General features: G+C 62.7%; 23 protein-coding genes and 1 tRNA gene. 11 read left to right on the top strand and 13 right to left on the bottom strand.

The annotated features are described in order from the left end of the window. Positions 1 to 5 precede the first annotated feature (5 nt). Entirely contained in the window at positions 6 to 875 is an 870-nt protein-coding gene (lipA, locus tag H8F27_RS09870) for a lipoyl synthase (protein WP_197153491.1), read from the bottom strand. 119 nt (positions 876 to 994) lie between these two features. On the opposite strand from lipA, the gene H8F27_RS09875 reads away from it, so the two are divergent. Continuing rightward, positions 995 to 1,068 (top strand) — tRNA-Pro (locus H8F27_RS09875). 24 nt (positions 1,069 to 1,092) lie between these two features. Here H8F27_RS09875 and cobJ read toward each other — a convergent pair. Both cobJ and H8F27_RS09885 read right to left on the bottom strand, forming a co-directional pair. After that, positions 1,093 to 2,904, bottom strand: a complete 1,812-nt coding sequence (gene cobJ, locus H8F27_RS09880; RefSeq protein ID WP_197147957.1) for a precorrin-3B C(17)-methyltransferase — start codon at positions 2,902 to 2,904, stop codon at positions 1,093 to 1,095. Next, complete coding sequence (locus tag H8F27_RS09885; RefSeq protein ID WP_231596183.1) at positions 2,901 to 4,115, bottom strand: hypothetical protein; 1,215 nt, start codon at positions 4,113 to 4,115, stop codon at positions 2,901 to 2,903. Before H8F27_RS09885 ends, cobJ begins: the two co-directional genes overlap by 4 nt. A gap of 425 nt (positions 4,116 to 4,540) precedes the next feature. On the opposite strand from H8F27_RS09885, the gene psaA reads away from it, so the two are divergent. Further along, on the top strand, positions 4,541 to 6,844 hold the full coding sequence (gene psaA / locus H8F27_RS09890) for a photosystem I core protein PsaA (RefSeq protein ID WP_197147958.1): 2,304 nt from the start codon (positions 4,541 to 4,543) through the stop codon (positions 6,842 to 6,844). Positions 6,845 to 6,863: 19 nt separating this feature from the next. Further along, positions 6,864 to 9,077 carry a photosystem I core protein PsaB gene (gene psaB / locus H8F27_RS09895; RefSeq protein ID WP_197147959.1) on the top strand — a complete coding sequence of 738 codons (2,214 nt, stop codon included), beginning with the start codon at positions 6,864 to 6,866 and terminating at the stop codon, positions 9,075 to 9,077. Positions 9,078 to 9,139: 62 nt separating this feature from the next. Here psaB and H8F27_RS09900 read toward each other — a convergent pair whose 3' ends face one another. The 5 genes from H8F27_RS09900 to H8F27_RS09920 form a co-directional block, all read right to left on the bottom strand. After that, the gene (locus tag H8F27_RS09900) at positions 9,140 to 9,349 is read right to left on the bottom strand and encodes a hypothetical protein (RefSeq protein WP_197147960.1); all 210 of its coding nucleotides are present in this window, start codon (positions 9,347 to 9,349) and stop codon (positions 9,140 to 9,142) included. 241 nt (positions 9,350 to 9,590) lie between these two features. After that, positions 9,591 to 10,082 (bottom strand): photosystem I reaction center subunit XI, encoded by a 492-nt coding sequence (locus tag H8F27_RS09905; protein ID WP_197147961.1) that lies wholly within the window; start codon positions 10,080 to 10,082, stop codon positions 9,591 to 9,593. 52 nt (positions 10,083 to 10,134) lie between these two features. Then, complete coding sequence (locus H8F27_RS09910; RefSeq protein WP_106632445.1) at positions 10,135 to 10,251, bottom strand: photosystem I reaction center subunit VIII; 117 nt, start codon at positions 10,249 to 10,251, stop codon at positions 10,135 to 10,137. Positions 10,252 to 10,334: 83 nt separating this feature from the next. Continuing rightward, on the bottom strand, positions 10,335 to 11,321 hold the full coding sequence (locus H8F27_RS09915) for a glycosyltransferase family 2 protein (RefSeq protein ID WP_197147962.1): 987 nt from the start codon (positions 11,319 to 11,321) through the stop codon (positions 10,335 to 10,337). A 25-nt stretch (positions 11,322 to 11,346) separates the two neighbouring features. Next, positions 11,347 to 12,096: a C40 family peptidase gene (locus H8F27_RS09920; protein ID WP_197153493.1), complete on the bottom strand. Its 750-nt coding sequence runs from the start codon at positions 12,094 to 12,096 to the stop codon at positions 11,347 to 11,349. A gap of 59 nt (positions 12,097 to 12,155) precedes the next feature. Between H8F27_RS09920 and H8F27_RS09925 the strand changes: the two genes are divergently transcribed. From H8F27_RS09925 to H8F27_RS09940, 4 genes are all read left to right on the top strand, one after another. Beyond that, positions 12,156 to 13,085: a serine hydrolase gene (locus H8F27_RS09925; protein WP_197147963.1), complete on the top strand. Its 930-nt coding sequence runs from the start codon at positions 12,156 to 12,158 to the stop codon at positions 13,083 to 13,085. Positions 13,086 to 13,136: 51 nt separating this feature from the next. After that, a complete protein-coding gene (locus tag H8F27_RS09930; protein WP_197147964.1) occupies positions 13,137 to 13,568 on the top strand; it encodes a hypothetical protein in 432 nt (143 codons plus the stop codon). A gap of 359 nt (positions 13,569 to 13,927) precedes the next feature. Next, positions 13,928 to 14,053, top strand: a complete 126-nt coding sequence (locus H8F27_RS18285; RefSeq protein WP_370594509.1) for a helix-turn-helix transcriptional regulator — start codon at positions 13,928 to 13,930, stop codon at positions 14,051 to 14,053. Between the two features lie 298 nt (positions 14,054 to 14,351). Beyond that, positions 14,352 to 14,612, top strand: a complete 261-nt coding sequence (locus tag H8F27_RS09940) for a hypothetical protein (protein WP_231596184.1) — start codon at positions 14,352 to 14,354, stop codon at positions 14,610 to 14,612. 418 nt (positions 14,613 to 15,030) lie between these two features. Here the strand turns inward: H8F27_RS09940 and H8F27_RS09945 are convergent, their stop codons facing one another. Beyond that, positions 15,031 to 15,393: a transposase gene (locus tag H8F27_RS09945; RefSeq protein ID WP_197147966.1), complete on the bottom strand. Its 363-nt coding sequence runs from the start codon at positions 15,391 to 15,393 to the stop codon at positions 15,031 to 15,033. On the opposite strand from H8F27_RS09945, the gene istA reads away from it, so the two are divergent. Next, positions 15,353 to 16,951 carry an IS21 family transposase gene (istA, locus tag H8F27_RS17605; RefSeq protein WP_231596185.1) on the top strand — a complete coding sequence of 533 codons (1,599 nt, stop codon included), beginning with the start codon at positions 15,353 to 15,355 and terminating at the stop codon, positions 16,949 to 16,951. The genes H8F27_RS09945 and istA overlap by 41 nt on opposite strands. Further along, positions 16,905 to 17,618 (top strand): IS21-like element helper ATPase IstB, encoded by a 714-nt coding sequence (gene istB / locus H8F27_RS09950; protein WP_231596186.1) that lies wholly within the window; start codon positions 16,905 to 16,907, stop codon positions 17,616 to 17,618. The genes istA and istB overlap by 47 nt, the downstream gene beginning before the upstream one ends. A gap of 318 nt (positions 17,619 to 17,936) precedes the next feature. Here istB and H8F27_RS09955 read toward each other — a convergent pair whose 3' ends face one another. After that, positions 17,937 to 18,539, bottom strand: a complete 603-nt coding sequence (locus H8F27_RS09955) for a transposase (RefSeq protein WP_197147968.1) — start codon at positions 18,537 to 18,539, stop codon at positions 17,937 to 17,939. A 531-nt stretch (positions 18,540 to 19,070) separates the two neighbouring features. On the opposite strand from H8F27_RS09955, the gene ltrA reads away from it, so the two are divergent. Then, on the top strand, positions 19,071 to 20,318 hold the full coding sequence (gene ltrA / locus H8F27_RS09960; protein WP_197147969.1) for a group II intron reverse transcriptase/maturase: 1,248 nt from the start codon (positions 19,071 to 19,073) through the stop codon (positions 20,316 to 20,318). Positions 20,319 to 20,493: 175 nt separating this feature from the next. On the opposite strand, the gene H8F27_RS09965 is transcribed toward ltrA, so the two are convergent. Beyond that, positions 20,494 to 20,742, bottom strand: a complete 249-nt coding sequence (locus H8F27_RS09965) for a hypothetical protein (protein ID WP_197147970.1) — start codon at positions 20,740 to 20,742, stop codon at positions 20,494 to 20,496. Positions 20,743 to 20,837: 95 nt separating this feature from the next. On the opposite strand from H8F27_RS09965, the gene H8F27_RS09970 reads away from it, so the two are divergent. Beyond that, the gene (locus H8F27_RS09970; protein WP_197147971.1) at positions 20,838 to 22,064 is read left to right on the top strand and encodes an IS256 family transposase; all 1,227 of its coding nucleotides are present in this window, start codon (positions 20,838 to 20,840) and stop codon (positions 22,062 to 22,064) included. Between the two features lie 268 nt (positions 22,065 to 22,332). Here H8F27_RS09970 and H8F27_RS09975 read toward each other — a convergent pair whose 3' ends face one another. Together H8F27_RS09975 and H8F27_RS09980 are read right to left on the bottom strand one after the other, a co-directional pair. Further along, entirely contained in the window at positions 22,333 to 22,590 is a 258-nt protein-coding gene (locus H8F27_RS09975) for an IS66 family transposase zinc-finger binding domain-containing protein (RefSeq protein ID WP_197147972.1), read from the bottom strand. A gap of 172 nt (positions 22,591 to 22,762) precedes the next feature. After that, entirely contained in the window at positions 22,763 to 22,945 is a 183-nt protein-coding gene (locus H8F27_RS09980) for a hypothetical protein (protein WP_197147973.1), read from the bottom strand. Positions 22,946 to 23,455: the final 510 nt, after the last annotated feature.

A 23,455-nucleotide genomic window follows, 5' to 3' on the forward strand; every position in this document is an offset into this window, starting at 1 on the left:
ATCGCCTAGCGCGGGTACTCCCGCATCAGACGCTGCACCTCGCTGGCGTGGTAACTGCTACGGGTGAGCGGGCTGCTTATCACTTGCAGGAAGCCCAAGGCCTCCTCGCCGTGCTGGCGGAAGGCCGCGAACTGCTCGGGGGTCACGAAGCGATCCACGGGCAGGTGTTTGGGCCCCGGCGAGAGGTACTGGCCGATCGTCACGATGTCCACGGCGTGGCGGCGTAGATCGGCCAGTACCTCGAGCACCTCGGCGTCGCTTTCGCCCAGGCCCACCATCAACCCCGACTTGCTGTAGGTGCGCGGCCAACCCGTCCGGACCCGCTGCAGCAGCTCCAGCGAGCGCCCGTAGAGGCCTTGGGGGCGGGCCTTTTTATAGAGCCTCGGCACGGTTTCAATGTTGTGGTTCAGCACCTGGGGCGCGGCTGCCATCACGGTTGCCAGGGCATCCCAGTTGCCGCAGAAATCGGGAATCAGCAGTTCGATCGTGGTGAGCGGCGAGCGCTGGCGTACCTGCTGAATGCAGGCCACAAACTGGCTGGCGCCGCCATCGGCCAGGTCGTCGCGGTTGACCGAGGTGATCACCACGTGGCTGAGGCCCAGGCGCGCCACCGCTTCCCCCAGCCGCTCGGGCTCGCTGGGGTCGAGCTCCCGCACGCTCCTGTCGAAGTCGATGTCGCAGTAGGGGCAGGCGCGGGTGCAGCCCGGCCCCATGATCAAAAAGGTGGCCGTGCCGCCGGCGAAGCACTCGCCGATGTTGGGGCAGCTGGCCTCCTGGCAGACCGTATTTAGCCTGAGATCCTCAAGTAGGTCGGCCACCTCGCCGATCCTTTGCCACTGGGGGGCCTTGACGCGCAGCCAGTCGGGTTTGAGCAAGGCGCGCAACCGGCAGCCAGGGCCGGGGGAAGGGCTGGGCTCAACCTTAGGAAGATCCAGAAGGAAGGGGCAAGAAGGAAGGCTCCTGCTGTGAAGCCCATCCCCTAAAGTAACTTTATCGGGATGTGGCGCAGCTTGGTAGCGCACTTCGTTCGGGACGAAGGGGCCGCAGGTTCGAATCCTGTCATCCCGATTGCATTTGCCACCCCTGGGGCGTTCAGCTGAGTTCTGCCCCCGGATAGCCGCGGGGCGTCACCAGGCGCCCATCCTTGGCATAGCTGCTGCTGTTCCCAACCAACACCAAGGTGAGCATGTCTACCTGTTCCACCGGTAGCTCCCCCAGGGTGTGCAGGCTCACTGCCTCAGCCTCCCGTCCCAGCTGGCGGGCGAGCACGACTGGGGTGGAGGCGGGCCGGCCAGCCAGCAACAGCTCCCGGGCCCTCGCCAGCTGCCAGTCTCGCCCCAGGGAGCGGGGGTTGTAGAGGGCCACCACAAAATCCCCCGCCGCAGCGGCCTGGAGTCGCCGCTCGATCACGGCCCAGGGGGTGAGCCGGTCGCTGAGGCTGATCGTGCAGAAATCGTGCATCAGGGGTGCGCCGGCCCTGGCGGCGGCAAGCTGTAGGGCCGAGATGCCGGGGTGAACGGCAAAACTTGGGCGGCCATCGGCCGGCTGGGCCAGCCACAGCTCCAGGGCCAGGCCTGCCATGGCATAGATGCCGCTGTCGCCGGAGGAAACCAGGGCCACATTGAGCCCCTGGCAGGCCAATTCCAAGGCCAGGGCGCAGCGGGTTCGCTCCTCGGTGAGCTGGCCATCCCAGCGCAGTTGATCTGGCCTCCTCAGGGGTTCGAGCAGGTCGAGGTAAAGCCCGTAGCCCACCCACACCGTGGCTGCCGAGAGGGTTTGGCGGGCGTCGCCCGTCAGCAGGTCCAGGCTGCCTGGCCCACTGCCCACCAGATGCAGCTGGCCCCGCTGGGGAGCCCATTGGCCCTCCGCCAAGGCCACCGCCAGGGTGGCGGCCCCGCGCTCGGTGCCCTGGGCGTGGGCGATCTGCTTGGTCAGCAGCAACCTGGCTCCGGGGCCAGCTGCCAGTTGGGCAGCGGCTTCAGCAACGCTGGCGGTTCCCATCTCCTTGGCCACGGCTGCCGAGGGAGTGGGCACGACCACGGCGGCGAGGCTCGCCGCGTCAAACCAGCGCATCGGCCAGTGCCGGCGCGCGGCCAGCTCAAGCAAGGCCGGTTCATCGGCCTTGCGGTCGATGCTGGCCAGCCCGGCCACCGCCTGGGGAGCCAGTTGCTGGCCTGCCAGGGTCTGGTCCACCAGGCGCTCCAGCAGGCCCAGGCTGGTATCGCGTTCACAGCCCAGGCCCAGCCAGAGGCTGGGCGGGTGCCACCTGCAGCCGCTGCCGGTGTGGATGTCCACGAACATGGCTGGCTTGGCCACGGCGGAATTGGCTCCGGCCTGGAGGTGGGCTGCGGCATCCAGCCCCAGCCAGCGAGGGCTGCCATGGCGGGCCTCTACCTGAAGGGATTGGTCACCTTCGCGGCCGGCAGCGAGCATCAGCTCCTGCCAATCGCCAGCTCCGCGCCGCCATCCCCAGCCCCTGCCGAAGCTGTCGAGACTGAGCCGACCTGCGGCGGCACTGGCACCGGTCAGCACGGCCTGGCCTCCAAGGCTGGCGGCGATTCGGTGGCTGAGCTGGTCCGCCCCGGCTCCATGGCCGCCCAGCAGGGGGACGGCGAATCGCCCTTGGGGGTCCACCACCACCACGGCTGGATCGCTGTCCTTGCCGGTGAGCAGGGGGGCAATCAGCCGGGTCACCAGTCCGCAGGCCCCCACCACCACGAAGGCATGGGCGGATTGCCAGTGGGTGACCAGAGCCTCCCGGGGCAAGGGCTTGTCCGTCGGCCCGAGCCGGGCATCGATCAGGCCAGCTTGGCTGAGGCGCTCCAGCATCGGCGCGCTGCCGTGACTGAAGCCCAGGCCCCAGATCAGGCCCCGCGCCGGCAGGGATGCAGGGGTGGGGGTCATTCGCCAGACCTGCGCAATGAGCCGTCTGGATTCACCTGGCTGCGGGCCGATCCCCCCGGGCTGGTGGATGGCGCCTCAGCTGGTTGAAGGGATTGTTCAACAGCTGCTTGGGGAGCTGGCACTGGTTCTGGTTCGGCAACTGGTTTGGGCTCTGGCTCAGATTCGGGCTCGAGTTCGGGCACTGGTTCGGGCTCGAGTTCTAGTTCTGGTTCTGGCTCCGGCTCTGGCTCGGACTCAGGTTCTGGTTGGGCCGGGGTCTGGGCCGGTGGCTCTGGCGGAGCCGTGCCCAGCAGCTGGGCCAGCTCACCCTCTGCCAGCCGGCCCTTTTGCCAGCCCAAGCCTGGCTTGGAGGGGTCCAGCACCACCTCCCTAACTTGGCTGTTGAAGGGAGGATTCAGCGGTTCGCCGAGTCCATCTACCAGTTCCAGCAGCAGGCTGTTGCTGCCGGGTTGCCAGCCCTTGAGCCAAAGGGGGGAGTTCTGATCGACCAGAAAGCTGTCGCCATTGACGGATACCCGCAGGCGCCAGCTGCCGTCGTTATCCCGCAGGCCCTGGAGGGGCGCATCCAGCAGCAGCCAGTCGAGTAGCAGCGGTTCAGAGCCGGCCAGGTCCGCCGGGCTGACTGGAAGCAGCTGGGGGGTCCCAGGCTGGGGGATCGCCAGGGGATTGGCCGTGACCCGATGCACCCTGATCTGGCTCCAGGCGCCAGGGCTTTTCACCGCCTCTCCCCAGGGCCTTGCTGCATAGGCAGTGATCCGGTGGCTCCCAGGGCTCAGGGAAGGCAGCTCAAGCTCGAGGCCGCTGAGCCGAATGGCTGGCAGGTCGTCTACCTGCACCACCACATGGGGGCCCAGGCCCAGTTCCCCGGCGTCTACCAGGGGCCAGTCGCGCACCTGCAAGCTCAGCTTGATTGGCCCGGCAGGCAGGTTGGCCCCATCCCGCGGCGCCTCGATCGTCACCTGGGGGCGGAGCAGGGCCAGGGCCTCCTGAAGTTGTTGTACGGCCCCTGGCGGAGCTACCTCCTGCAGGCGCCCCGAGGGGGCCTGGGCTTGCAGGAGCCCATCTGCTGGCGGGGTGGCTCGCTTCCAGGAGATGGGGCCGTAGCCCACCGGCAGCACCAACAGCGCCACAAACAGGAGTGTCAGCAGGCCCTGGCGCCACAGGATGGGGTGGCGGCGGTTGGCTGGCTTGGTTGCGCTGGCTCCGCCCACGCTGGATTTCAGGCTGATTTTGAGGCCATTGTGGCGGCAAGGCTGCCCAGCTAATCCAGTCAGCACTTTGAGGGCGCCCGGGCTTTGAAGAATAATTAATTGCTCAAGAGTTGCCCGATCTCGATAATTCTTTTTGTTCTGTAAAGCCCAGTGCTGGCCTGGGAAGCACTGGGATTGAACCTTTGTAACTGCTACCCAAACTCCTCGAAAACGACCCCTATACTTCGACCAGCGGTCCCCTATCTGGGGCCCAAAGCTCCAGTTGTGCCAAGAGGTTTCGCGGTTTCGCGAGCTTCTTTGCTGCTGGCGCCCACGAGCGGCTTGGGGTTTCGGCCCTGGCTGTCCGTGGGGCCCACAGGTAAGCCTTCCGGCTTGCCGAAGGGGTGGACCCACCACCTCGACTCCGTCCCTCGAGGAATGTCTCGATGACCATCAGCCCACCAGAACGTGGGGAAAAGGCGAAGGCCATGGTCGACCGGAACCCAGTTCCGGCCACCTTCGAATTGTTCGGCAAGCCCGGCCATTTCGATCGCAGCCTTGCCAAAGGTCCCAAAACCACCACCTGGGTTTGGAACCTCCACGCCAATGCTCACGACTTCGATAGCCACACGAGTGACCTCGAAGAGGTCTCTCGCAACATCTTTTCTGCTCACTTCGGCCATTTGGCCGTCATTTTCATCTGGTTGAGCGGCGCCTTCTTCCATGGAGCCCGCTTTTCCAACTACACCGGTTGGTTGACCGATCCCCTGCACGTCAAGCCTTCGGCGCAGGTGGTCTGGCCCATTTTCGGCCAGGAAATCCTCAATGGCGATATGGGTGCCGGCTTCCACGGCATTCAGATCACCTCCGGCGTCTTCCACGTTTGGAGGGCCTGGGGCATCACCAACGAAACCCAGCTGCTCTCCCTGGCCATCGGCGCCCTGGTGATGGCTGGGCTGATGCTCAATGCCGGTGTCTTCCATTACCACAAGGCAGCTCCCAAGCTGGAATGGTTCCAGAACGTTGAGTCGATGCTCAACCACCATCTGGCTGGCCTGCTTGGTTTGGGCTCCCTCTCCTGGACAGGCCACCTCCTGCACGTGTCCCTGCCCACCAATGCGCTGATGGAAGCCATCGACGCCGGCCAGCCGCTGGTGCTCAATGGCAAAACCATCGCCACCTATGGGGACATCCCCCTGCCCCATGAATTCCTGAATCAGGATCTGATCGCCCAGATATTCCCCGGTTTCGGGGCGGGCATTTCAGCCTTTTTCTCAGGAAACTGGGCCGCTTACAGCGATTTCCTCACCTTCAAGGGTGGGCTCAATCCTGTGACCGGCAGCCTTTGGATGACCGACATCGCCCATCACCATCTGGCGATCGCGGTGCTGTTCATCGTGGCCGGTCACATGTACCGGACCAACTGGGGCATCGGCCACAGCATCAAGGAGATCCTTGAGGGCCAGAAGGGTGATCCCCTGCTGTTCCCCGCCCCCAAGGGCCACGACGGCCTCTTTGAGTTCATGACCACCAGCTGGCACGCCCAACTGGCCGTGAACCTGGCGCTGCTTGGCTCCCTGACGATCATCGTGGCGCATCACATGTATGCGATGCCCCCCTATCCCTACATCGGGATTGACTATCCCACCCAGCTGTCGATCTTCACCCATCACACCTGGATTGGCGGTTTCTTGATCGTTGGTGCCGGCGCCCACGCCGCCATCGCCATGATTCGCGATTACGACCCCGCCAAGCACGTGGACAACGTGCTCGACCGGGTGCTCAAGGCGCGCGATGCCCTGATCAGTCACCTCAACTGGGTGTGCATCTGGCTGGGCTTCCACAGCTTCGGCCTTTACATCCACAACGACACCATGCGTGCCCTGGGCCGTCCCCAGGACATGTTCAGCGACTCCGCCATTGCCCTGAAGCCCGTCTTCGCGCAGTGGGTCCAGGGGCTGCACGCCGCCGCCGCTGGCACCACCGCACCCAATGCCCTGGCAGGGGTAAGTGAGGTGTTCAATGGCGCCGTAGTTGCAGTGGGAGGCAAGGTGGCCGCCGGTCCGATTCCCCTGGGAACGGCCGATTTCATGGTCCACCACATCCATGCCTTCACGATCCACGTCACCGTGCTGATCCTGCTGAAGGGTGTGTTGTATGCGCGTAGCTCCCGCCTCGTCCCCGACAAGGCGAATCTGGGCTTCCGCTTCCCCTGCGACGGCCCTGGCCGTGGCGGCACCTGCCAGGTGTCGGCTTGGGACCATGTGTTCCTCGGCCTGTTCTGGATGTACAACTCCCTGTCGATCGTCATTTTCCACTTCTCCTGGAAGATGCAGAGCGACGTCTGGGGCACCGTCAATGCTGACGGCAGCGTCCAGCACATCACCAATGGCAACTTTGCCCAGAGCGCCATCACCATCAACGGCTGGTTGCGCGACTTCCTCTGGGCCCAGGCAGCCCAAGTGATCAACAGTTACGGCTCCAGTTCCAGTGCCTATGGCCTGATGTTCCTGGGTGCCCACTTCATCTGGGCCTTCAGCCTGATGTTCCTGTTCAGTGGCCGCGGCTATTGGCAGGAGCTGATTGAGTCCATCGTTTGGGCTCACAACAAGCTGAGGGTTGCTCCGGCGATTCAGCCGCGGGCTCTCTCGATCACCCAGGGTCGTGCTGTAGGTGTCGCCCACTATCTGTTGGGCGGTATCGCAACAACCTGGGCATTCTTCCTGGCCCGCATCGTCGCGGTCGGCTGACCTTTACTGACCTCTCCCAATGGCAACGAAATTTCCTTCGTTCAGCCAGGGTCTGGCGCAGGACCCGACAACCCGCCGTATTTGGTACGGCATCGCCACGGCTCACGATTTCGAGAGCCACGACGGCATGACCGAGGAGCGGCTTTACCAAAAGCTGTTCTCCACCCACTTCGGTCATCTGGCCATCATTGGCCTCTGGGTTTCGGGCAACCTGTTCCATATCGCCTGGCAGGGCAACTTTGAGCAGTGGGTCGCCGATCCGCTGCACATCCGTCCCATCGCGCATGCGATCTGGGATCCCCACTTCGGCCAGGGCGCCATTGCCGCCTTTACCCAGGCGGGCGCCTCCTCTCCGGTGAACATTGCCTATTCCGGTCTGTACCACTGGTGGTACACGATCGGCATGCGCACCAATGCCGAGCTGTATCAGGGTTCCATCTTCATGATGATCCTGTCGGCCTGGGCCCTGTTTGCCGGCTGGCTCCATCTCCAGCCCAAGTTCAGGCCTTCTTTGGCCTGGTTCAAGAACGCTGAATCCCGGCTCAACCACCACCTGGCTGTGCTGTTTGGCTTCAGCTCGATCGCCTGGACTGGTCACCTGGTTCACGTGGCCATTCCCGAGGCCCGCGGTCAGCACGTCGGGTGGGACAACTTCCTCTCGGTACTGCCCCATCCAGCTGGCCTGGCTCCTTTCTTCACCGGCAACTGGGGCGTCTACGCCCAGAATCCCGACACTGTTTATCAGCAGTTCGGAGCGGCTGAAGGCTCCGGCACGGCGATCCTCACCTTCCTAGGTGGCTTCCACCCCCAATCTGAAGCCCTCTGGCTCACGGACATCGCCCATCACCACCTGGCGATTGGCTGTCTGTTCGTGATTGCCGGTCACATGTACCGCACCAACTTCGGGATCGGTCACTCGATCCGGGAGATTCTCGAGGCCCATAATCCGCCCAAGGGAACCCCCTTTGGTGGGGCCCTGGGTGCAGGTCACAAGGGTCTCTACGACACCATCAACAACTCCCTGCACTTCCAGCTCGGTCTGGCCTTGGCAGCGTTGGGTGTGGTCACCAGTCTGGTGGCACAGCATATGTATGCCATGCCGTCCTACGCGTTCATCGCCAAGGATTACACCACCCAGGCTGCTCTTTATACCCATCACCAGTACATCGCCATCTTCCTGATGTGCGGTGCTTTCGCCCACGGTGCGATCTTCTTCATCCGGGATTACGACCCTGAAGCCAACAAGGACAACGTGTTGGCACGGATGCTTGAGCACAAGGAAGCCATCATCAGTCACCTGAGTTGGGTATCCCTGTTCCTCGGTTTCCACACCCTTGGTCTCTACGTCCACAACGATGTGGTTGTGGCCTTCGGTACTCCTGAGAAGCAGATCTTGGTGGAACCCGTCTTTGCCCAGTTCGTCCAAGCCGCTTCCGGCAAGGCGATGTACGGCATGGATGTGTTGCTATCTAATTCCGCATCCGCAGCTAGCACCGCCAGTGCGGTTTATCTGCCCGGTTGGATCGACGCCATCAATGGTGGCAACGACCTGTTCCTGCAGATTGGCCCTGGTGACTTCTTGGTACACCACGCCATCGCTCTGGGTCTGCACACCACCACCTTGATTTTGGTCAAGGGTGCCCTGGATGCTCGGGGTTCCAAGCTGATGCCCGATAAAAAGGACTTCGGCTACGCCTTCCCCTGCGACGGCCCCGGCCGTGGCGGCACCTGTGATATCTCTGCCTGGGATTCCTTCTACCTGTCGGTTTTCTGGGCCCTGAACACGGTGGGTTGGGTGACCTTCTACTGGCACTGGAAGCACCTTGCCATCTGGCAGGGCAACGTGGCCCAGTTCAACGAATCCAGCACCTATCTGATGGGCTGGTTCCGTGATTATCTGTGGCTCAACTCCTCCCAGCTGATCAATGGTTACAACCCCTTTGGCAGCAACAACCTGGCCGTTTGGTCCTGGATGTTCCTGTTTGGTCACCTGGTGTGGGCTACGGGCTTCATGTTCCTGATCTCCTGGAGGGGTTACTGGCAGGAGCTGATCGAAACCATCGTCTGGGCCCATCAACGCACCCCGCTTGCCAATCTGGTGGGCTGGCGCGATAAGCCCGTCGCTCTTTCGATCGTTCAAGCCCGTGTGGTGGGTCTGGCCCACTTCACCATCGGTTATATCCTCACCTATGCGGCATTCCTGATCGCATCTACCTCGGGCAAGTTCGGCTAGCCGCCTAGCCCCTGTGCTGCTTGAGGGACGACGACCCAACCCCGGCCCATGCCGGGGTTTTTTTATGGCGCTGCGGCCGCGGCGTAGTTCTCCCGCACGTAGGCCAGCTCCTCACAGCGCAGTTCGTTGCCATCGGTCTGGGCCCTTTCACCATGGAGGCAGGCCACCGTGGCCCTGTGGCCGTCGATCCAGCCCTTTTGGCCAGCTACCCCTTTCTCGCTCTTGAGCCGCTCCGCCAAGCGGAGCGTCGCTAGGCGCTGTTGCTCTGCCATTTGCTTTGCAAGTTGCTCCTGGGTTGGTTGGATTGATTCCTGGCTGGGTTTATTCGAGCGGCAGGAAACCAGCAGGCCGCTACTGGCGCCAATGGCCAAGGCCAGCAGAGTGCCAATCAGGGGCTTGAATCGGGCACACATGCAACAGGGCTCGCGCTGGATCTATTGCTATCTTCCCCTGGCTGATCGCCATTAAAAAAGCCCCGCCGAAGCGGGGCTGGTTGAGGAGGAGGCCTTGGGCTCAGCCCACGCTCCAAACTCCACCGGCGATATTGACCAGTGGGGCCACGATGGCCGTGCCGGCCAGGAACCAGGCGAAGGCGGCGCCGCCACAGCCACCTAGCCAGAAACCACTGGCAAACTCAGCCCAGCCCGCCTTGGTGAACAGGTCGGCGGGAGGATTGTCGATCGTGGCATCCGCAGGCTGGATGTTGGGGCCGTTGCCAGCGGTGCCGTAGATCGAAAGGCAGATTGTCAGGATCGAAACCAGGCCGATGCTGGCCAGTAGCCCGGCGGTGCTGGCGTATTCGGTGAGCCGGAGCGGACCACAGATTGCAAACGGGCCATATAGGAAGAAGCCATGGGCCATGCCCACTTCCAGCCCGCGGCGGTTTGGCGAGAGGGAGGGCCGGTAGGCCGGCAGAGCGTTCAGAAACGCCCGCGAGAAGTAGCTGCTGTTGACAGGGGTTGCCAGATTGCCGACGCAGGGGTCGGCCACGGGAGTCACGGTCATGGTGGCGGGTAGGGAAGCGGCGATGGAAGGCGATGGAGTCGCTTGAGGCGCGTCAGTCGCGGGCTTCGATCACGTTGAACAGCAGGGCCATGGCCACGGCTGGGCCGAGGATCCCAACAAGCGGAACAAGCACCGATGGCAGCCAGGCGGCAGCGAATTCTCCAGTCATGGTGCGGACCATAAGCAACCACGAGCACTGTAGGGATCTGCCCGAAGCCTGCTTTGGCCCACTTGCGCGGGCGACATAAAAGTTCAATCCATGCCGGCGCCGGCCGTGTCCCGCAGGGTGGCGCGCACCCGGTAGATCGGCCGTCCCTGACTCTCGTGGTAAGTACGCATCTGCAGCTCGGCCAGCAGGCCGAAGCAAAAGAGCTGCACCCCGGTAAGAAAACTAAGCAGGGCCATCAGCAGTAGGGGACGATCGCCGATGTCGGCCCCCAGCAGCAGCTTTTCGCCCACCAGCCAGAGCCCGATCACCACACCCAGGCCCATGGCGGCAAGCCCTCCGAAGCCGAACACATGCATCGGTCTGGTCAGGAAGCGCTTCATGAACCACACCGTCAGCAGGTCCATCAACACTCGGAAGGTGCGATCCAGTCCGTATTTGCTTTTCCCATAGAGCCGGGGGTGGTGGCTTACTTTCACCTCACTGATCCGGGCCCCTTCGATAAAGGCCAGGGCGGGCAGGAAACGGTGTAGTTCGCCGTAGAGGTTGAGGTCACTCACCACCTCCCGTCGATAGGCCTTGAGGGAGCAGCCGTAGTCGTGCAGCTGCACGCCGGTCACCTGGGCAATCAGGCGGTTGGCGATCAGGCTTGGCAGCAGACGTTTGATGGCGCCGTCCTGGCGCTGGTGGCGCCAGCCACTCACCAGGTCGAAGCCTTGGTTGAGTTCTTTGAGCAGCAGGGGGATGTCGGCTGGATCGTTTTGGAGATCACCATCGAGGGTGACGATCACGGCCCCGCTGCTGGCGTCAAAGCCTGCGGCCATGGCGGCTGTCTGGCCGTAGTTGCGGCGCAGCAGCACGGCTACGAGCTCGGGAACCTGGGCCGCGAGCCCGCTGAGCAGGTTTGGGGTGTTGTCCTTGGAGCCGTCGTCGACGAGCACCAGTTCGAAATTCAGGCCAAGCGGACGCACTACCGCCAGGATCTGCTCGGCCAGCTGGCTCACACTCTCCTCCTCGTTGTAGAGGGGGACCACCACGGAAAGCTCCGGGGGCTTTTGCCGTGGCTGGGTCATTTGCTGCCGTGTCCTGGCGGCGACCCTAGGCGGTCATTGGGCTGCCGCCATGGCTGTGCATCACCCGCCCGGCTCCGCGCAGCTCCCCCAAATAGTGGCGCGCCACCGGGTGGGGGTTGTGGGGAGAGATGGTGTCGATGCCGATCCCGTTGCGGCCGTGGGCCTGGCCAGAACTGTGCAGATAGGAGCCCCCGCCCAGGTGTAGGCCCACATGGCTGCAGCGCTGGGGGCTGCCAAAAAAGATCAGATCACCAGGCAGCAGCAGCTGGCTCTGGCCAGGTTGCACTCCTACGGGTTGGCAGAATCGCTCCTGCAGGTAGGCGTCACGCGGGATCCAGATCCCTGCGCTGGCATAAGCGCGCTGCACCAGGCCGGAGCAGTCGTAGTCGGGCCCCAGGCTGCCACCCCAGAGGTAGCGATTGGGCCGGTGCTGGGCGCTGTTGGCGAAGGCTAAAACCCTCTCCAGTCTCTGCAGAATGGCGCAGCGGTGCAGGCCTCGCCCTGGCTGCCGTTGACCGGCCAGGGCATGCCCCAGCAGGGCGCTGCTGCCAATCCAGCCGGGGTAGCCGTCCTCAAGCAGGCGCACCCGCAGCCGCTGGCCAGGACCCCCGGCTGCGGTGGGAGCAAGGATCTGCAGCTGCCGGCCTTCCCAGGCCTGGGTGGCCAGTCCCGCTCCTGTCGGCTGGCTGTAGAGGTTCAGCGGGGCGGTGAGGCGCCAGATGGTGCCGGGTTTGAGCCATTCGGGCGCTGCTGGGGTGCCGCTGGCCAGGTGCATCGGGTTGGAGCTCGCTGATGGGGCCACTCCTAATCTCGCAACAACATGGACCGGCGCTCATGGCGTTCTACAGCCCCGATCCGGCGATGGGCCAGATCCTGGCCGATCTGGTGAGGGCCCTGGAGCTCGATGGCCGCTCGGGCTTGGCCTCGCAGCTCTCGATCACCTGGCTGCGTTACGATCAGCCGTTGATCGGCCGGGCAGCCCAGCTGGCCCCGCAGCAGTTCTGGGCCCTGCCGGTGCAGGGTGCCAGCTGGGCCGGAGACCGGCTGCGCTATCCCGCCAGTGTGGTGAAGCTGGTCTATCTGATCGCGGCGGAGGCCTGGCGGCAGGCCGATCTGCTGGCAGACACCCCCGAGCTGCGGCTGGCCCTGGGGGACATGATCAGGGATTCCTGTAACGATGCCACCGCCTTGGTGCTGGACCTGCTCACCGGCACCACCAGTGGTCCCTCCCTGCCCCCGCGGCGCATGGCCCAGTGGGTGGAGCAGCGTCAACTGGTGAATTGCTGGCTGGCCGAGCTCGACTGGCCGGAATTGCAGGGCTGTAACGCTTGCCAGAAAACCTGGGGGGATGGCCCCTACGGCCGGGAGCGGGATTTCTATGGCTCCGAACTGGAGAACCGCAATCGCCTCAGCACCGATGCGGTGGCCCGGTTACTGCAGGCTGTGATGGCCTCGGCGTTGCTCTCGCCGCCGGCCTGTGCCCGGATGCGCGCCCTGCTGGCTCGCAGCCTGGATCCGGCCCTGCGCGCGGCCGATCCGGAAAATCAGGTGGATGGTTTCGTCGGCGCCGGACTCCCCCCGGGCTCAAGCCTGTGGAGCAAGGCTGGTTGGATGAGTTTGGCCAGGCACGATGCGGCCTACGTGGAGCTGGAGAACTGCCCTCCCATGCTGCTTGTGGTGTTTAGTGAGGGCCGTGATTGCGCCGCAGATGAACGCCTGCTGCCTGAAATTGCCGCCCAGCTGGTCAGGGCAAGTAGGCCATAGCTGATGCTGCTGATAGGCTAACAGTGAAATTTTGCTTCTAGTGCGGCCGATATGAACATCAACCAACTGGCGCCATCGGATGCAAAGCGTTTCCAGTCGGCCCACTCCCTTCACTTTCAGGGGGCGGGCAACAGTATTTTGATTCAACTCTCTGGCGTTGTTGTCGTTGATTACCAAGCCAAGGGTTCGATGGGAGGCAGCCGTGGCTGGGCCAATGAAACGCTCAACCTGAATCTGGCCCTGCCTGCGGTGCCTGGTCAAAGTCAGTCGTTCTTTGTGGAGCAGTCCACCCCCCTGATCACCATCAATGGTGTGGGCGGGATTTCAACGGTGGGCTGGAGCGTGAACTCCTGTACGGGTTCCGTCAACACTCTTTGCAATGGGAGCTACGGCCTGGAGGCCGTTCTAGGTGTCTATACCTCTGGCGAAGTTCTCCACACGATTGGCTACATGGTTTCCCTGGTCGGCCACTTTCAGGCTTAGGGCCAGCCCCTGCTACAGCCAGCCCCCACGGCTGCTGTAGCCGGGGGGCGGGAGGTTGGAATCCCTGGGGATTCGAATTCAACGGAGAGGGACTCCTTCGTTGTGACTCTCAGTGCGAAGTGGTGACACGGGAAGAGACGACTCTTCTCTTTGGTGGAGGTGGACTCCGACACCATATTCAACACCACATAGAGTATGCAAACTCAAGGCGCCGAATGCAGTCAATGCCATCCTTTAGCTTCTTACAATCGCCACAAGTTTGTGATACAATAGTGCCAAGAAATAAGCTAAAAGCGAGATGCTTTGGTATCGGACCTGATTATACATTATATGGAGCAGGCACGATGAAAGATCAGTTCATGCTAATTGACTTAAAGGAGGCTATACGTGCCACAAGATTGTCAAAATTAACTGTCTACAGGCCCATGAATGAGGGATGTTTCCCAAAGCATCTGAATCTTGGGGGCAACTGCCGACGATGGTGAAGGTGACGGGCAATGGTGTTCCAGGGGTAGTAGGTCAGGGTTGCTGTGCCTTGCTTTCTTGTCTTGAGGTGCCGTGGGTCAATGGGACGGGACAGATCCGCCAGGGTTTCGGCAGTAGGGCGAAGAGAGAACTTGACGGCGGTTGTTGCCTGAGTGCCGTTGCTGGATGTCTTGAGCATTGGATTGACCCTCTGTGGAGTTCAGTTCTGTGATTGTAGCACAAGACGCTGTACTCAATCATCTTTTTAATCAATGCCCCCTTCTGCCCATGATGGTTCTACTTGCTTGAGCGTCGTCGGTGGAATGCTCCTCGCCTCTGCTGCTGGATGCCCTGGATCACCTCTGCCATTTGGTAGATGGCGACCCAGGGTTTGAACGGGTCTTCTATGCCAGCACGACCGCAGAGGAGATGGTTGCTCTGGCAGAAGGAAGCGGCATTTTGATTGGTGCAGACGACTTTCGTGCCCTACTAAGAAGCGGCACTACTGAGCGCTGGTTGCTCCGTGGAAACGCCAGCACTAATCCAATTGTTCACCTGCAACTGATCATCGGTGTCTGATAATGGAACCCTAAGGCGGATACAGTAAATAAATTTATTACTTTTGTGGATTTTGCAGGAAAGTCACTTGATATTCTTTGTGCTTGCTAGCGGGAGAGCAGGGATTTGTGCCTTTTCGTGTTTGCGCCCACCAGTTTTGCCTAATCATTGATCTCATTTAAGAATTGCTCTAATACCTCTGCGGCAAGACTGCTTAGCGAGCATCCTTCCCTGATGCTCTGCTTCTGCAGGATCTCGTATAGAGAATGCGGGAGTGAGATGCTGATTTGTCTAGGTTTTTTAAAATCTGCGCCAGGAACGCTGTCGTTATTTAGTTCGGTGTAAGCATTCAGGGGTCGGGACGCGCCGCCGCGCGAATGCGCGCCTCATCGCTCATCTCTGAGTGAGCAAAGATGCGGTGCCACCCTTTCTTCTGCCCTCAGGGATCGCTCAGCAGTGACGGCATCACCCCACCGCGGTGATGGGAGATCCAGGCCTGCTCGAGGAACTCCCAGACATCCCGCCCCTGTTGCCTAAGGGTGGTGGTGACTGTGAGCAGGCGGCTGCGGCAGATGGCACCGCTGGCTGATTGGACGCCGTGACTGATCTTGCGCTGAATCACCGACTGGCGCAGCGCACGCTCTGCGGCGTTGTTGGTGGGCTCGTGTCCGCCGACAATGAAGTTGGCCGGTCGGCGACAAGCTCGTTGGCCGGTGGGGTGAGTGCTGGAGACCCTGGTGCCGATGCGCAGGGACCAGGTGATGCCGGCACCACTGACAAGCCACCAACGCAATCTGTTCATGACGAAACGACGAGGCGGCAGCAGCCAGGAGGCTGCTGCCGCGGCGGCGGGCATCTCAGTGCGCAGTGCTCGCCGGATTGAATGCAATCAGCTGCAGCCGCGGGCGAACCAGCCCCGTGGCCGCACCCGCCCCGATCCGCTGGTAGGGGTATGGGAGGAGGAGCTGGTGCCGTTGCTGCAGCGCTCACCCGCGCTGACGCCGATCACGCTCCTGGAGCATCTGCAGCAGCAGAAACCTGATGTGGACTGGATTCCGCTACAGCGCACCCTGCAGCGCCGGGTGCGGGAGTGGAAGGCACTGCACGGCCCGGCGCCGGAGGTGATCTTCCCTTTGAGCTATGAGCCTGGCGAAATTGCCTTCTGTGACTTCACCCAGCTCAAGGGGGTGGAGGTGACGATCGCCGGCCAGGTGTTCCCCCATCTGCTGTTCCACTACCGCCTGGCCTGGAGCGGCTGGAGCTACGCGCAGGTGGTCCAGGGCGGCGAGAGTTTTGCCGCCCTCTCCGAGGGTCTGCAGAACGCTCTGGCTGCCTGCGGCGGGGTGCCAGGTGAACTGCGCACCGACCGGTTATCAGCAGCGTGCCGTAACCGCAACGGCAGTTTCAGCTCCGACATCACCCGCCGTTATCACGCCCTCTGCAGCCACTACAGCCTGGCCTACAGCCGCAACAACCTGGGGGTGGCGCATGAGAACGGCCGTGTGGAGAGTCCTCATGGCCATCTCAAACGGCGGATCGAGCAGGCGTTGCTGCTGCGCGGCAGCAGTGATTTCGAGACGCTGGCTGAATACCAGGCTTTTCTGGCCGCGGTGATTGACCAGTACAACAGGCCGCGCCTGATCCGGCTGGAGCAGGAGCAGGCGGCGCTGCGGCCACTACCGCGGTTTCGTTTTGCCGACTACGACATTGAACAGCTCACGGTGCGGCGCACCAGCACGATCGAGGTACGCAGAGTCGTGTATTCGGTGCCGCCGCGGCTGATCGACCAGCGGCTGACGGTGCGGATCTTCCACGACCGGCTGCAGCTGCTTCTGGGCCGGCAGATCGCCTGCGAACTGGAGCGGCGCCACGGCGGTGTCGAGCGTCATGGGCGGGCGTGGAGCATCGATCTGGAGCACCTGATCGATGCGCTCAGGCGAAAACCCCGGGCATTGCTGCACTGCAGTTACCAGCGGGAGCTGTTCCCCGATGAGCGCTGGTGGCAGCTGTGGCAGCAGCTGCGCAATGGCGGTGACCGTGACGCCGCCGCCCGATTGATGGTCGAGGCGCTGTATGTGGGCTGCCGCCTGGCGGGCTACGAGCCAGTGCTGGGTTGGCTCGAGAAGGCCCATCAACGGCAAGGGCTGTCGCTGGCGGCGCTGCAGCAACGCTTCCGGCTGCCGCCCCATCGCCCCCACCCACCGCAACGCATTCCCCAACACAGCCTGCAGAGCTATGACGACCTCCTTGCCCTCCATCCCGCGGCCCCAGGCGGCGGAAGCCGCCCTGCCGATCCTGCTGCGACAGCTGCGGTTGGCATGGATCCGCTGCCACTGGCAGAGCATCGCCTCGCAGGCTGAGGGCGAGGGCTGGAGCCCCAGTCAGTTTCTCTATGCCCTGTGCGAGCAGGAAATGGAGCAACGCCAGCAGGCCCGCCAGCACCGGCTGCTGCGCGCGGCCCAGCTGCCCTGGAGCAAAGCGCTGGCGGACTACGACCATGGCGGCCGGATCGAGGCGCACCGATGGCAGGAACTGGAGGCCTTGAGCCGCCAGAGCGAGTGGCTGCAGCGGGGCGAGAACGTGCTGCTGTTCGGCCCCAGCGGTGTGGGCAAGACGCACCTGGCGGTCGGCATCGCCTTGGCGCAGATCGGCCTGGATCAGGCCTGCCGCTTCTATCCCGCCACGAGCCTGGTGCAGGAGCTGCAGAAGGCCCGCGCCGAATACAACCTGCCGGCAGCGCTGGAGCGGCTGGATCGCTACCCGCTGCTGCTGATCGATGACATTGGCTATGTGCGGCGGGATGAACAGGAGAGCAGCGTGCTGTTTGAGCTGATCTGCCACCGCTACGAGCGCCGATCGCTGCTGATCACCGCCAATCAGCCGTTCACCGCCTGGGATGAGATCTTCCCCAGCAGCTCAATGACCGTGGCGGCGGTGGACCGGCTGGTGCACCACTGCCACATCGTCGAGATCAGCGGCGACAGCCACCGCCGCGCCCAAGCAAGCCGGCGCAGCGGCAGCAAATAGCCACAGCAGCCGTAGAGAAGCGGAGAACAGCCCGGGAGATTGTCGTCCGGCGACAACCTGGTGCCGATGGTGCCAGACCCCGGCGGGGAGCTCCGCGCTGCCGGCGGACTGTGCGGTCCGCCGGCTCGTGCGCTCCAGGGCAAGGCTCAGCAGAGGTCTCGGCGCCTAACCGGCCAACGTGGTTGTCGCCTGGTGCCGATCAGAGGAAGTCAGTGCTGGCAATGGCTCGGACTGATGTGTGGCTCAGTTTTCGTGTCGCCTCCAGCGTCATCGCCCCCCAGTTGTCGCCGGCGACAACTGGGGGGCGATCAGTTCCCCTCACCGGCCAACTTGATTGACGCCAATCGGCCAAGGGGGTTGACGCGGGACAGGCTCGATTCCCTCGTTCTCCAGGAAGGTCCACAACCCATCTGTCACCTTCTGGTGCTGCTGGCAGGTGCGCACTGTGCTGGCCCAAGGCGTTCGCTCGCCGCGCTGGTAGCCCAGCTCCACTACCCGCTGCAGGGTGGCCTCAAAGGTCTGGCGAATCGGCAGGCAGCTTTGCTGCAAGGCGGGCCAGTCAATCTTTCCCTGCTTGTAGTTGTGCCAGTGGCCAAACAGCTGTTGCTGCAGGCCCAGCAGCTTTGCTCCGAATTCGGCGCTGGCGCCTGGGCGTTCGGCGATGGCGACCAGATCGCGGATTAAGTGGGCCCAACACAGCTGGCGCTGCTGGGTGGGCAGGTGGTTGTAAGACGAGAAGCGATCGCTCACGACAATCCCGCCAAAGGCGTTCCCCAGCAGCTCGATGGCGGCGGCCGTCGATCGACTCAGGCCTTGGATGAATACCGTCACCACGGCGGTGACCATGACCCACTGCCAGCTCCGCTTTCCAGTGGGATTGTTGCCCACCGCTTCGCGGAAGACTGCGTCTACTTGTGCCACGAGTCAAATGTTCTTTATGAGCACTGACACAACTACATCGAGGATGGGAGTGTGGCCTCCCGGAGCCGGCCTGCAGGGGCAGGCTCCAAACCACCCCATGCTGCTGCGGTTAAGAGCTGCGGTAGTGAGCGATGGGGAAAAGGCGGCCTCGAGCTGTCAGGTGAGTGATGGGAAGATGAGCAACAGCGAATCGCCGCTGACGCATCGAAAAGTCTTCCAGATGCTGTCAAAACGGGTGCAGGTAGGCGGCACCCGGATCAGTGTGGACGTTACCTGCTTACGGTCCACGCGGCAGCCGGTGTTCAGGCGGCATGAGCCCATCACAGGCCTCGATGTGGAACGTGGGAACCTGGCATGGGGTGTAAAGGAAAAGCCACAAGTGGCCACAACCACGAGGGCGAATACCAAGACCCATGACAGGGGCGGATCAGCCCGTAGTAGTGATGAAGGAGCTGTAATGGCTCTGGAGCAAAGGGGCTGTGTTATCCCGTCCGGATCAACTCAACAACTGCCATTGGCAGGAGGTAGGAGATGAGCCCGGACAGGCCGCTACCGATCACCAAGGCGATGGTCTGGAAGGCCTATCAGCAGGTGAAACGGAATGGGAATGCGGCCGGCGTGGATGGTCAGAGCCTGGATGACTTCGCCAAGGATCTGGAGAACAATCTCTATAGGCTATGGAATCGGATGGCATCCGGGAGTTACTTCCCGCCGCCGGTTCGGCGTGTTGAGATTCCCAAATCCAACGGCGGAGTTCGCCCTCTGGGCATTCCGACGGTGGCTGATCGCATCGCGCAGATGGTGGTCAAGCAGATGCTGGAGCCCCAGTTGGAGCCGATCTTCGATCAGGACTCCTACGGCTACAGACCGGGCAAGTCGGCCCACCAGGCTGTGGAGAGCTGCCGTAAGCGCTGCTGGAAGTATGACTGGGTTGTGGATCTCGATATCAAGGGGTTTTTCGATTCGATCGATCATGACCTCCTGATGCGGGCCATCCAGTTCCATACGTCCGAGCGCTGGGTTGTTCTGTATCTGCGGCGCTGGTTGGAGGCTCCGGTGGAATTGCCGGATGGGCGCCTTCAGCCCCGGACCAGTGGCACGCCTCAAGGCGGTGTCATTAGCCCGCTACTGGCCAATCTGTTTCTGCACTACACGTTCGACAAATGGATGCGACGGAGTTTTCCACGCGTCCCGTTTGAGCGTTATGCAGACGATGTGATCTGTCACTGTCACTGCCGAGCTGAGGCTGAACGGCTCATGGATGCCCTGCAGGAGCGATTTACCTCCTGCGGGTTACAGCTGCATCCAGAGAAGACCAAAGTAGTCTATTGCAAGGATAGCAGCCGCCGTGGTCAGTTCGATCAGATCCAGTTCACGTTTCTCGGCTTTTGCTTCCGACCACGTATGGCCAAGAACCGCTATGGGGAGATCTTTACGAGCTTCCTCCCAGCGGTTAGTCCGCAGGCGCTTAAGCGCATGCGAGAGAGGATCAGGAAAATGCATCTGCGTAGGCGGATGTTTTTGCCTTTGGAGGAGATCGCCCGGCTCCTGAATCCGATCCTAGGGGGTTGGATTCAGTATTACGGACGTTTTTATCCAACCGAACTGAGGGCCAAGCTATTTGGCTATCTCAATGAGCACCTGAGCGCATGGCTGCGTCAGAAACACAGCCGGCTGTTGCGACATGACCGCCGCAGCCGGCAAGTTCTGGCGAGGATCGCTCAGGAGAGGCGGGACCTTTTTGCTCACTGGCGTGGTGTTGATGTTGCGGCTGGATGACAGGAGCCGGATGACGCGAGAGTGTCACGTCCGGATCTGTGGGGGCCTCGGGGGGAAGTTCCCCGGGGCTACCCGGCGGCGTTGCCGGTGGGGGCGCCGGTCTCATCCACGTAAGCCACCGGTTGCTGACGGGCGGCCGCAAGCGCCTGGGCCATCGGTTCCGCCAATGCTGCGCTCAGGCGCTGGCGGACCCGTGCGATTGCCCCACAGCTAATTCCACTCCCACCAGCTGCTGGAGCAGGGCCTGGGTCTTGCTGAAACTCAAGTGGAAGGCACTGCCCAGCAGGCCCACCAGGGCACTGAGCCTGCCTGCGTCCCCCGCAGTGGTGTAATTCCCCTGGGCCTCAGCCCCGGCGTAGCCGGGGCTGAGCGTCCGCACCTCAAGCGATCGGCTCAGCGGCTGGCGTTGCAAGGGGCGGGGCACCCCGCGAATTCAGCGCCTCGGGCGCTGGATTCGTGGGGACCCCGGGTGGGCAGGCCCGTTTCCCTGGTTCGAGTACCACCTCAACCAGACGAACCATGCCCAAGCACCATGCTGCCGTGCCTGAACTGGCGGCGCTACTCGATGGCAGCAGCGCCGGTGAGCTGATCCCCGAGCTGGCCCGCTACGGCCTGCAGCAGCTGATCGAACTGGAGGCCTCCGCTGTGGTCGGTGCCGATCGCCATGAGCGCAGCGAGGAGCGGGTCAACCAACGCAATGGCTACCGGCCTCGCACCCTGACCACCCAGGTGGGGGATCTCGCCCTGCAGATCCCCAAACTGCGAGCCGGCAGCTTCCTGCCCACGATCCTCGAGCCCCGCCGCAGGGTCGATCAGGCCCTGTACGCGGTGATCATGGAGGCCTACATCAGTGGCGTCTCGACCCGCAAGGTGGATTCCCTAGTGGCGGCGCTGGGTTCCCAGAGCGGCATCTCCAAGTCGCAGGTGAGCCGCATCTGTCAGGACATCGACCAGCAGGTGCAGGCGTTCCTGGGCCGGCCGCTGGAGAGCAGCAGCTACGCCTACGTCTACCTGGATGCCACCTACCTCAAGGGGCGCCTGGGCAAGGCCCAGCAGGTCTGCTCCCGCGCTGTCGTCGTCGCCATGGGGGTCAACGAGGACGGGCGCCGGGAGTTGCTGGGCCTCAAGGTGGGTAACAGTGAGAGCGAGCCCTTCTGGGCGGAGTTCATCTCCCACCTCAAAGAGCGGGGTCTGGGTGGCGTCAAGCTGGTGATCTCTGACGCCCACAGCGGCCTCACCAAGGCGATCCGCAGGCAATTGCAGGGCTGCGTCTGGCAGCGCTGCCGGGTGCATTTTGCCCGCAACCTGCTGCAGTGTGTTCCCAGGGCTCACCAAGGCATGGTCACCGCTGCCCTGCGCAGCGTGTTCGCCCAAGAAACCGCTGAGGAGATCGAGTCGCGCTGGGATGATCTGGCGGCCTCGCTGGCGGAGCGCTTCCCCAAGGCCGCTGCGCTCATGCACGAGGCCAAGGAGGACGTGCTGGCTTTCCGCCACTTCCCCAAGGACCACTGGCGCAAGATCTGGAGCACCAACCTGCTGGAGCGGGTGAACGAGGAGATCAAGCGCCGCACCAGGGTCGTGGGCATTTTTCCCAACGACCCTGCGATCATCCGCCTAGTCGGGGCGGTGTTGCTGGAGCAACACGAGCACTGGCAGCTGGAGGGCCGCCGCATGTTCTCCGCCGAGAGCATGGCGACCATCCCCGAACTGGGCGACACCCCTACCCTCCAGGCCGCCGGCGCCTGAGAGCTGCAGGAAACAGGCCCCAGGTGATCGAGGCTGCAGCGCCTCTACAGGGCGCAGCGGTCTTGATCGCCGCCCGGGGGCCGGGGCAACAACCTGTAGCTGGTGCCAGCCACTCCAGAACACAACACATCCGCGATCGGGCGAAAGACTTGACAAGTCAATCGCCCTTGATTCAAGGTGAAAAAACGAGGTGCATCTGCGCCTCCGGAATGACAGCCCGTCATTCCACCCTGTTCACCCTCTGATCAGGGCATTCGGGCCTCGGGTTTTACACCACGCAAAGGGACGCGGTCCTGAGCCTTGGGCCGTAGTGACTGGCTTCCACATCAGCCGGCAACGTCGCGCAGGTGCTGGTGGAGCAGCAGGGGCACACCAGGCGATGCAACCGGTGCTCGATCACCAGCGGTGTGATCGGTGGTATCTCAATCACCTGATGGCGCATGGGATCTGGATCCTCCCCCACTCCCTGCAGCAACGTGCCACAGCGGCGGCAGGCATCGGGGTGGTGTTCCACCACCTCATCCACCCGCTCGATCGGCAGCAGTTCCGGCCCCGATCCGGGATGGCCCGGCTGGCCGCCCCGCTTGCGACCACTGCCCTTGCGCCGCTCTGGCGGCTTCTAGCCCGAAGGGCTTCCGCGCAGCGGTAAACCCAGACCATCACTGGAGGGAGGTTACTGCTGCGCAGAAGCCTTGCGGCTAGGTGGAGTTGCGGGAGCTGCGACCAATCCGCTCCCGCAGGCTGGCCAGCTCGCTCGCCAGGGCGGTGAGTTGGCTGCGGAGCAGCTCAATCTCCTCATGCTGGGAAAGGATCAGCTCTCTTGCACCAGCCGGCCAGGTCTCCCAGTCAGCTTCTGAAATTCCGGCCGGAGGTGTGCTCATCACAAGCAGTCTCTGCCTGAGATACAACCGGTAATAAAGCTGCCGTCAAGGGTTCAGCAGGGACAATGTTCGCACTGAGCCGTCCCGACCTCTGAACAGTTACAGTTCGGTCACCCACCTTAATCCCCGTGCTTTGCCTTGGTGGCCTTGTGATTATAAGCGTAACCATTCCTTGCCCCCCCCGGGGGGGGGTAAATATATTTACAAACTATTGCAACAATGGCGCTCGTCTCCGCCTCGTGCGATGCATCTTCTGATCTGAGGAACCGCCTTCCCGCTTTACGGAAGATCTGCTTTCTTGGAGAGGATATCAGTCACCACCTCTGAGAGTGAGCGACCAGTGGCGCTCGCAATTGACTGGAGAGATTCAATGACCTCCTCGCTCAAATCAAGGTCAAGTCGTACAGGAAACAACTTGGGGTCAAGTCGGAAGGCGCTATCCGCTTCATCTTTTACCATTTCAGATTTCTCTGTGAGGTGATGACATCGGTTTCAACCTACTCCATGATG

The sequence above is a fragment of the Synechococcus sp. CBW1108 genome (assembly GCF_015840335.1).
Lineage (GTDB): Bacteria > Cyanobacteriota > Cyanobacteriia > PCC-6307 > Cyanobiaceae > Cyanobium_A.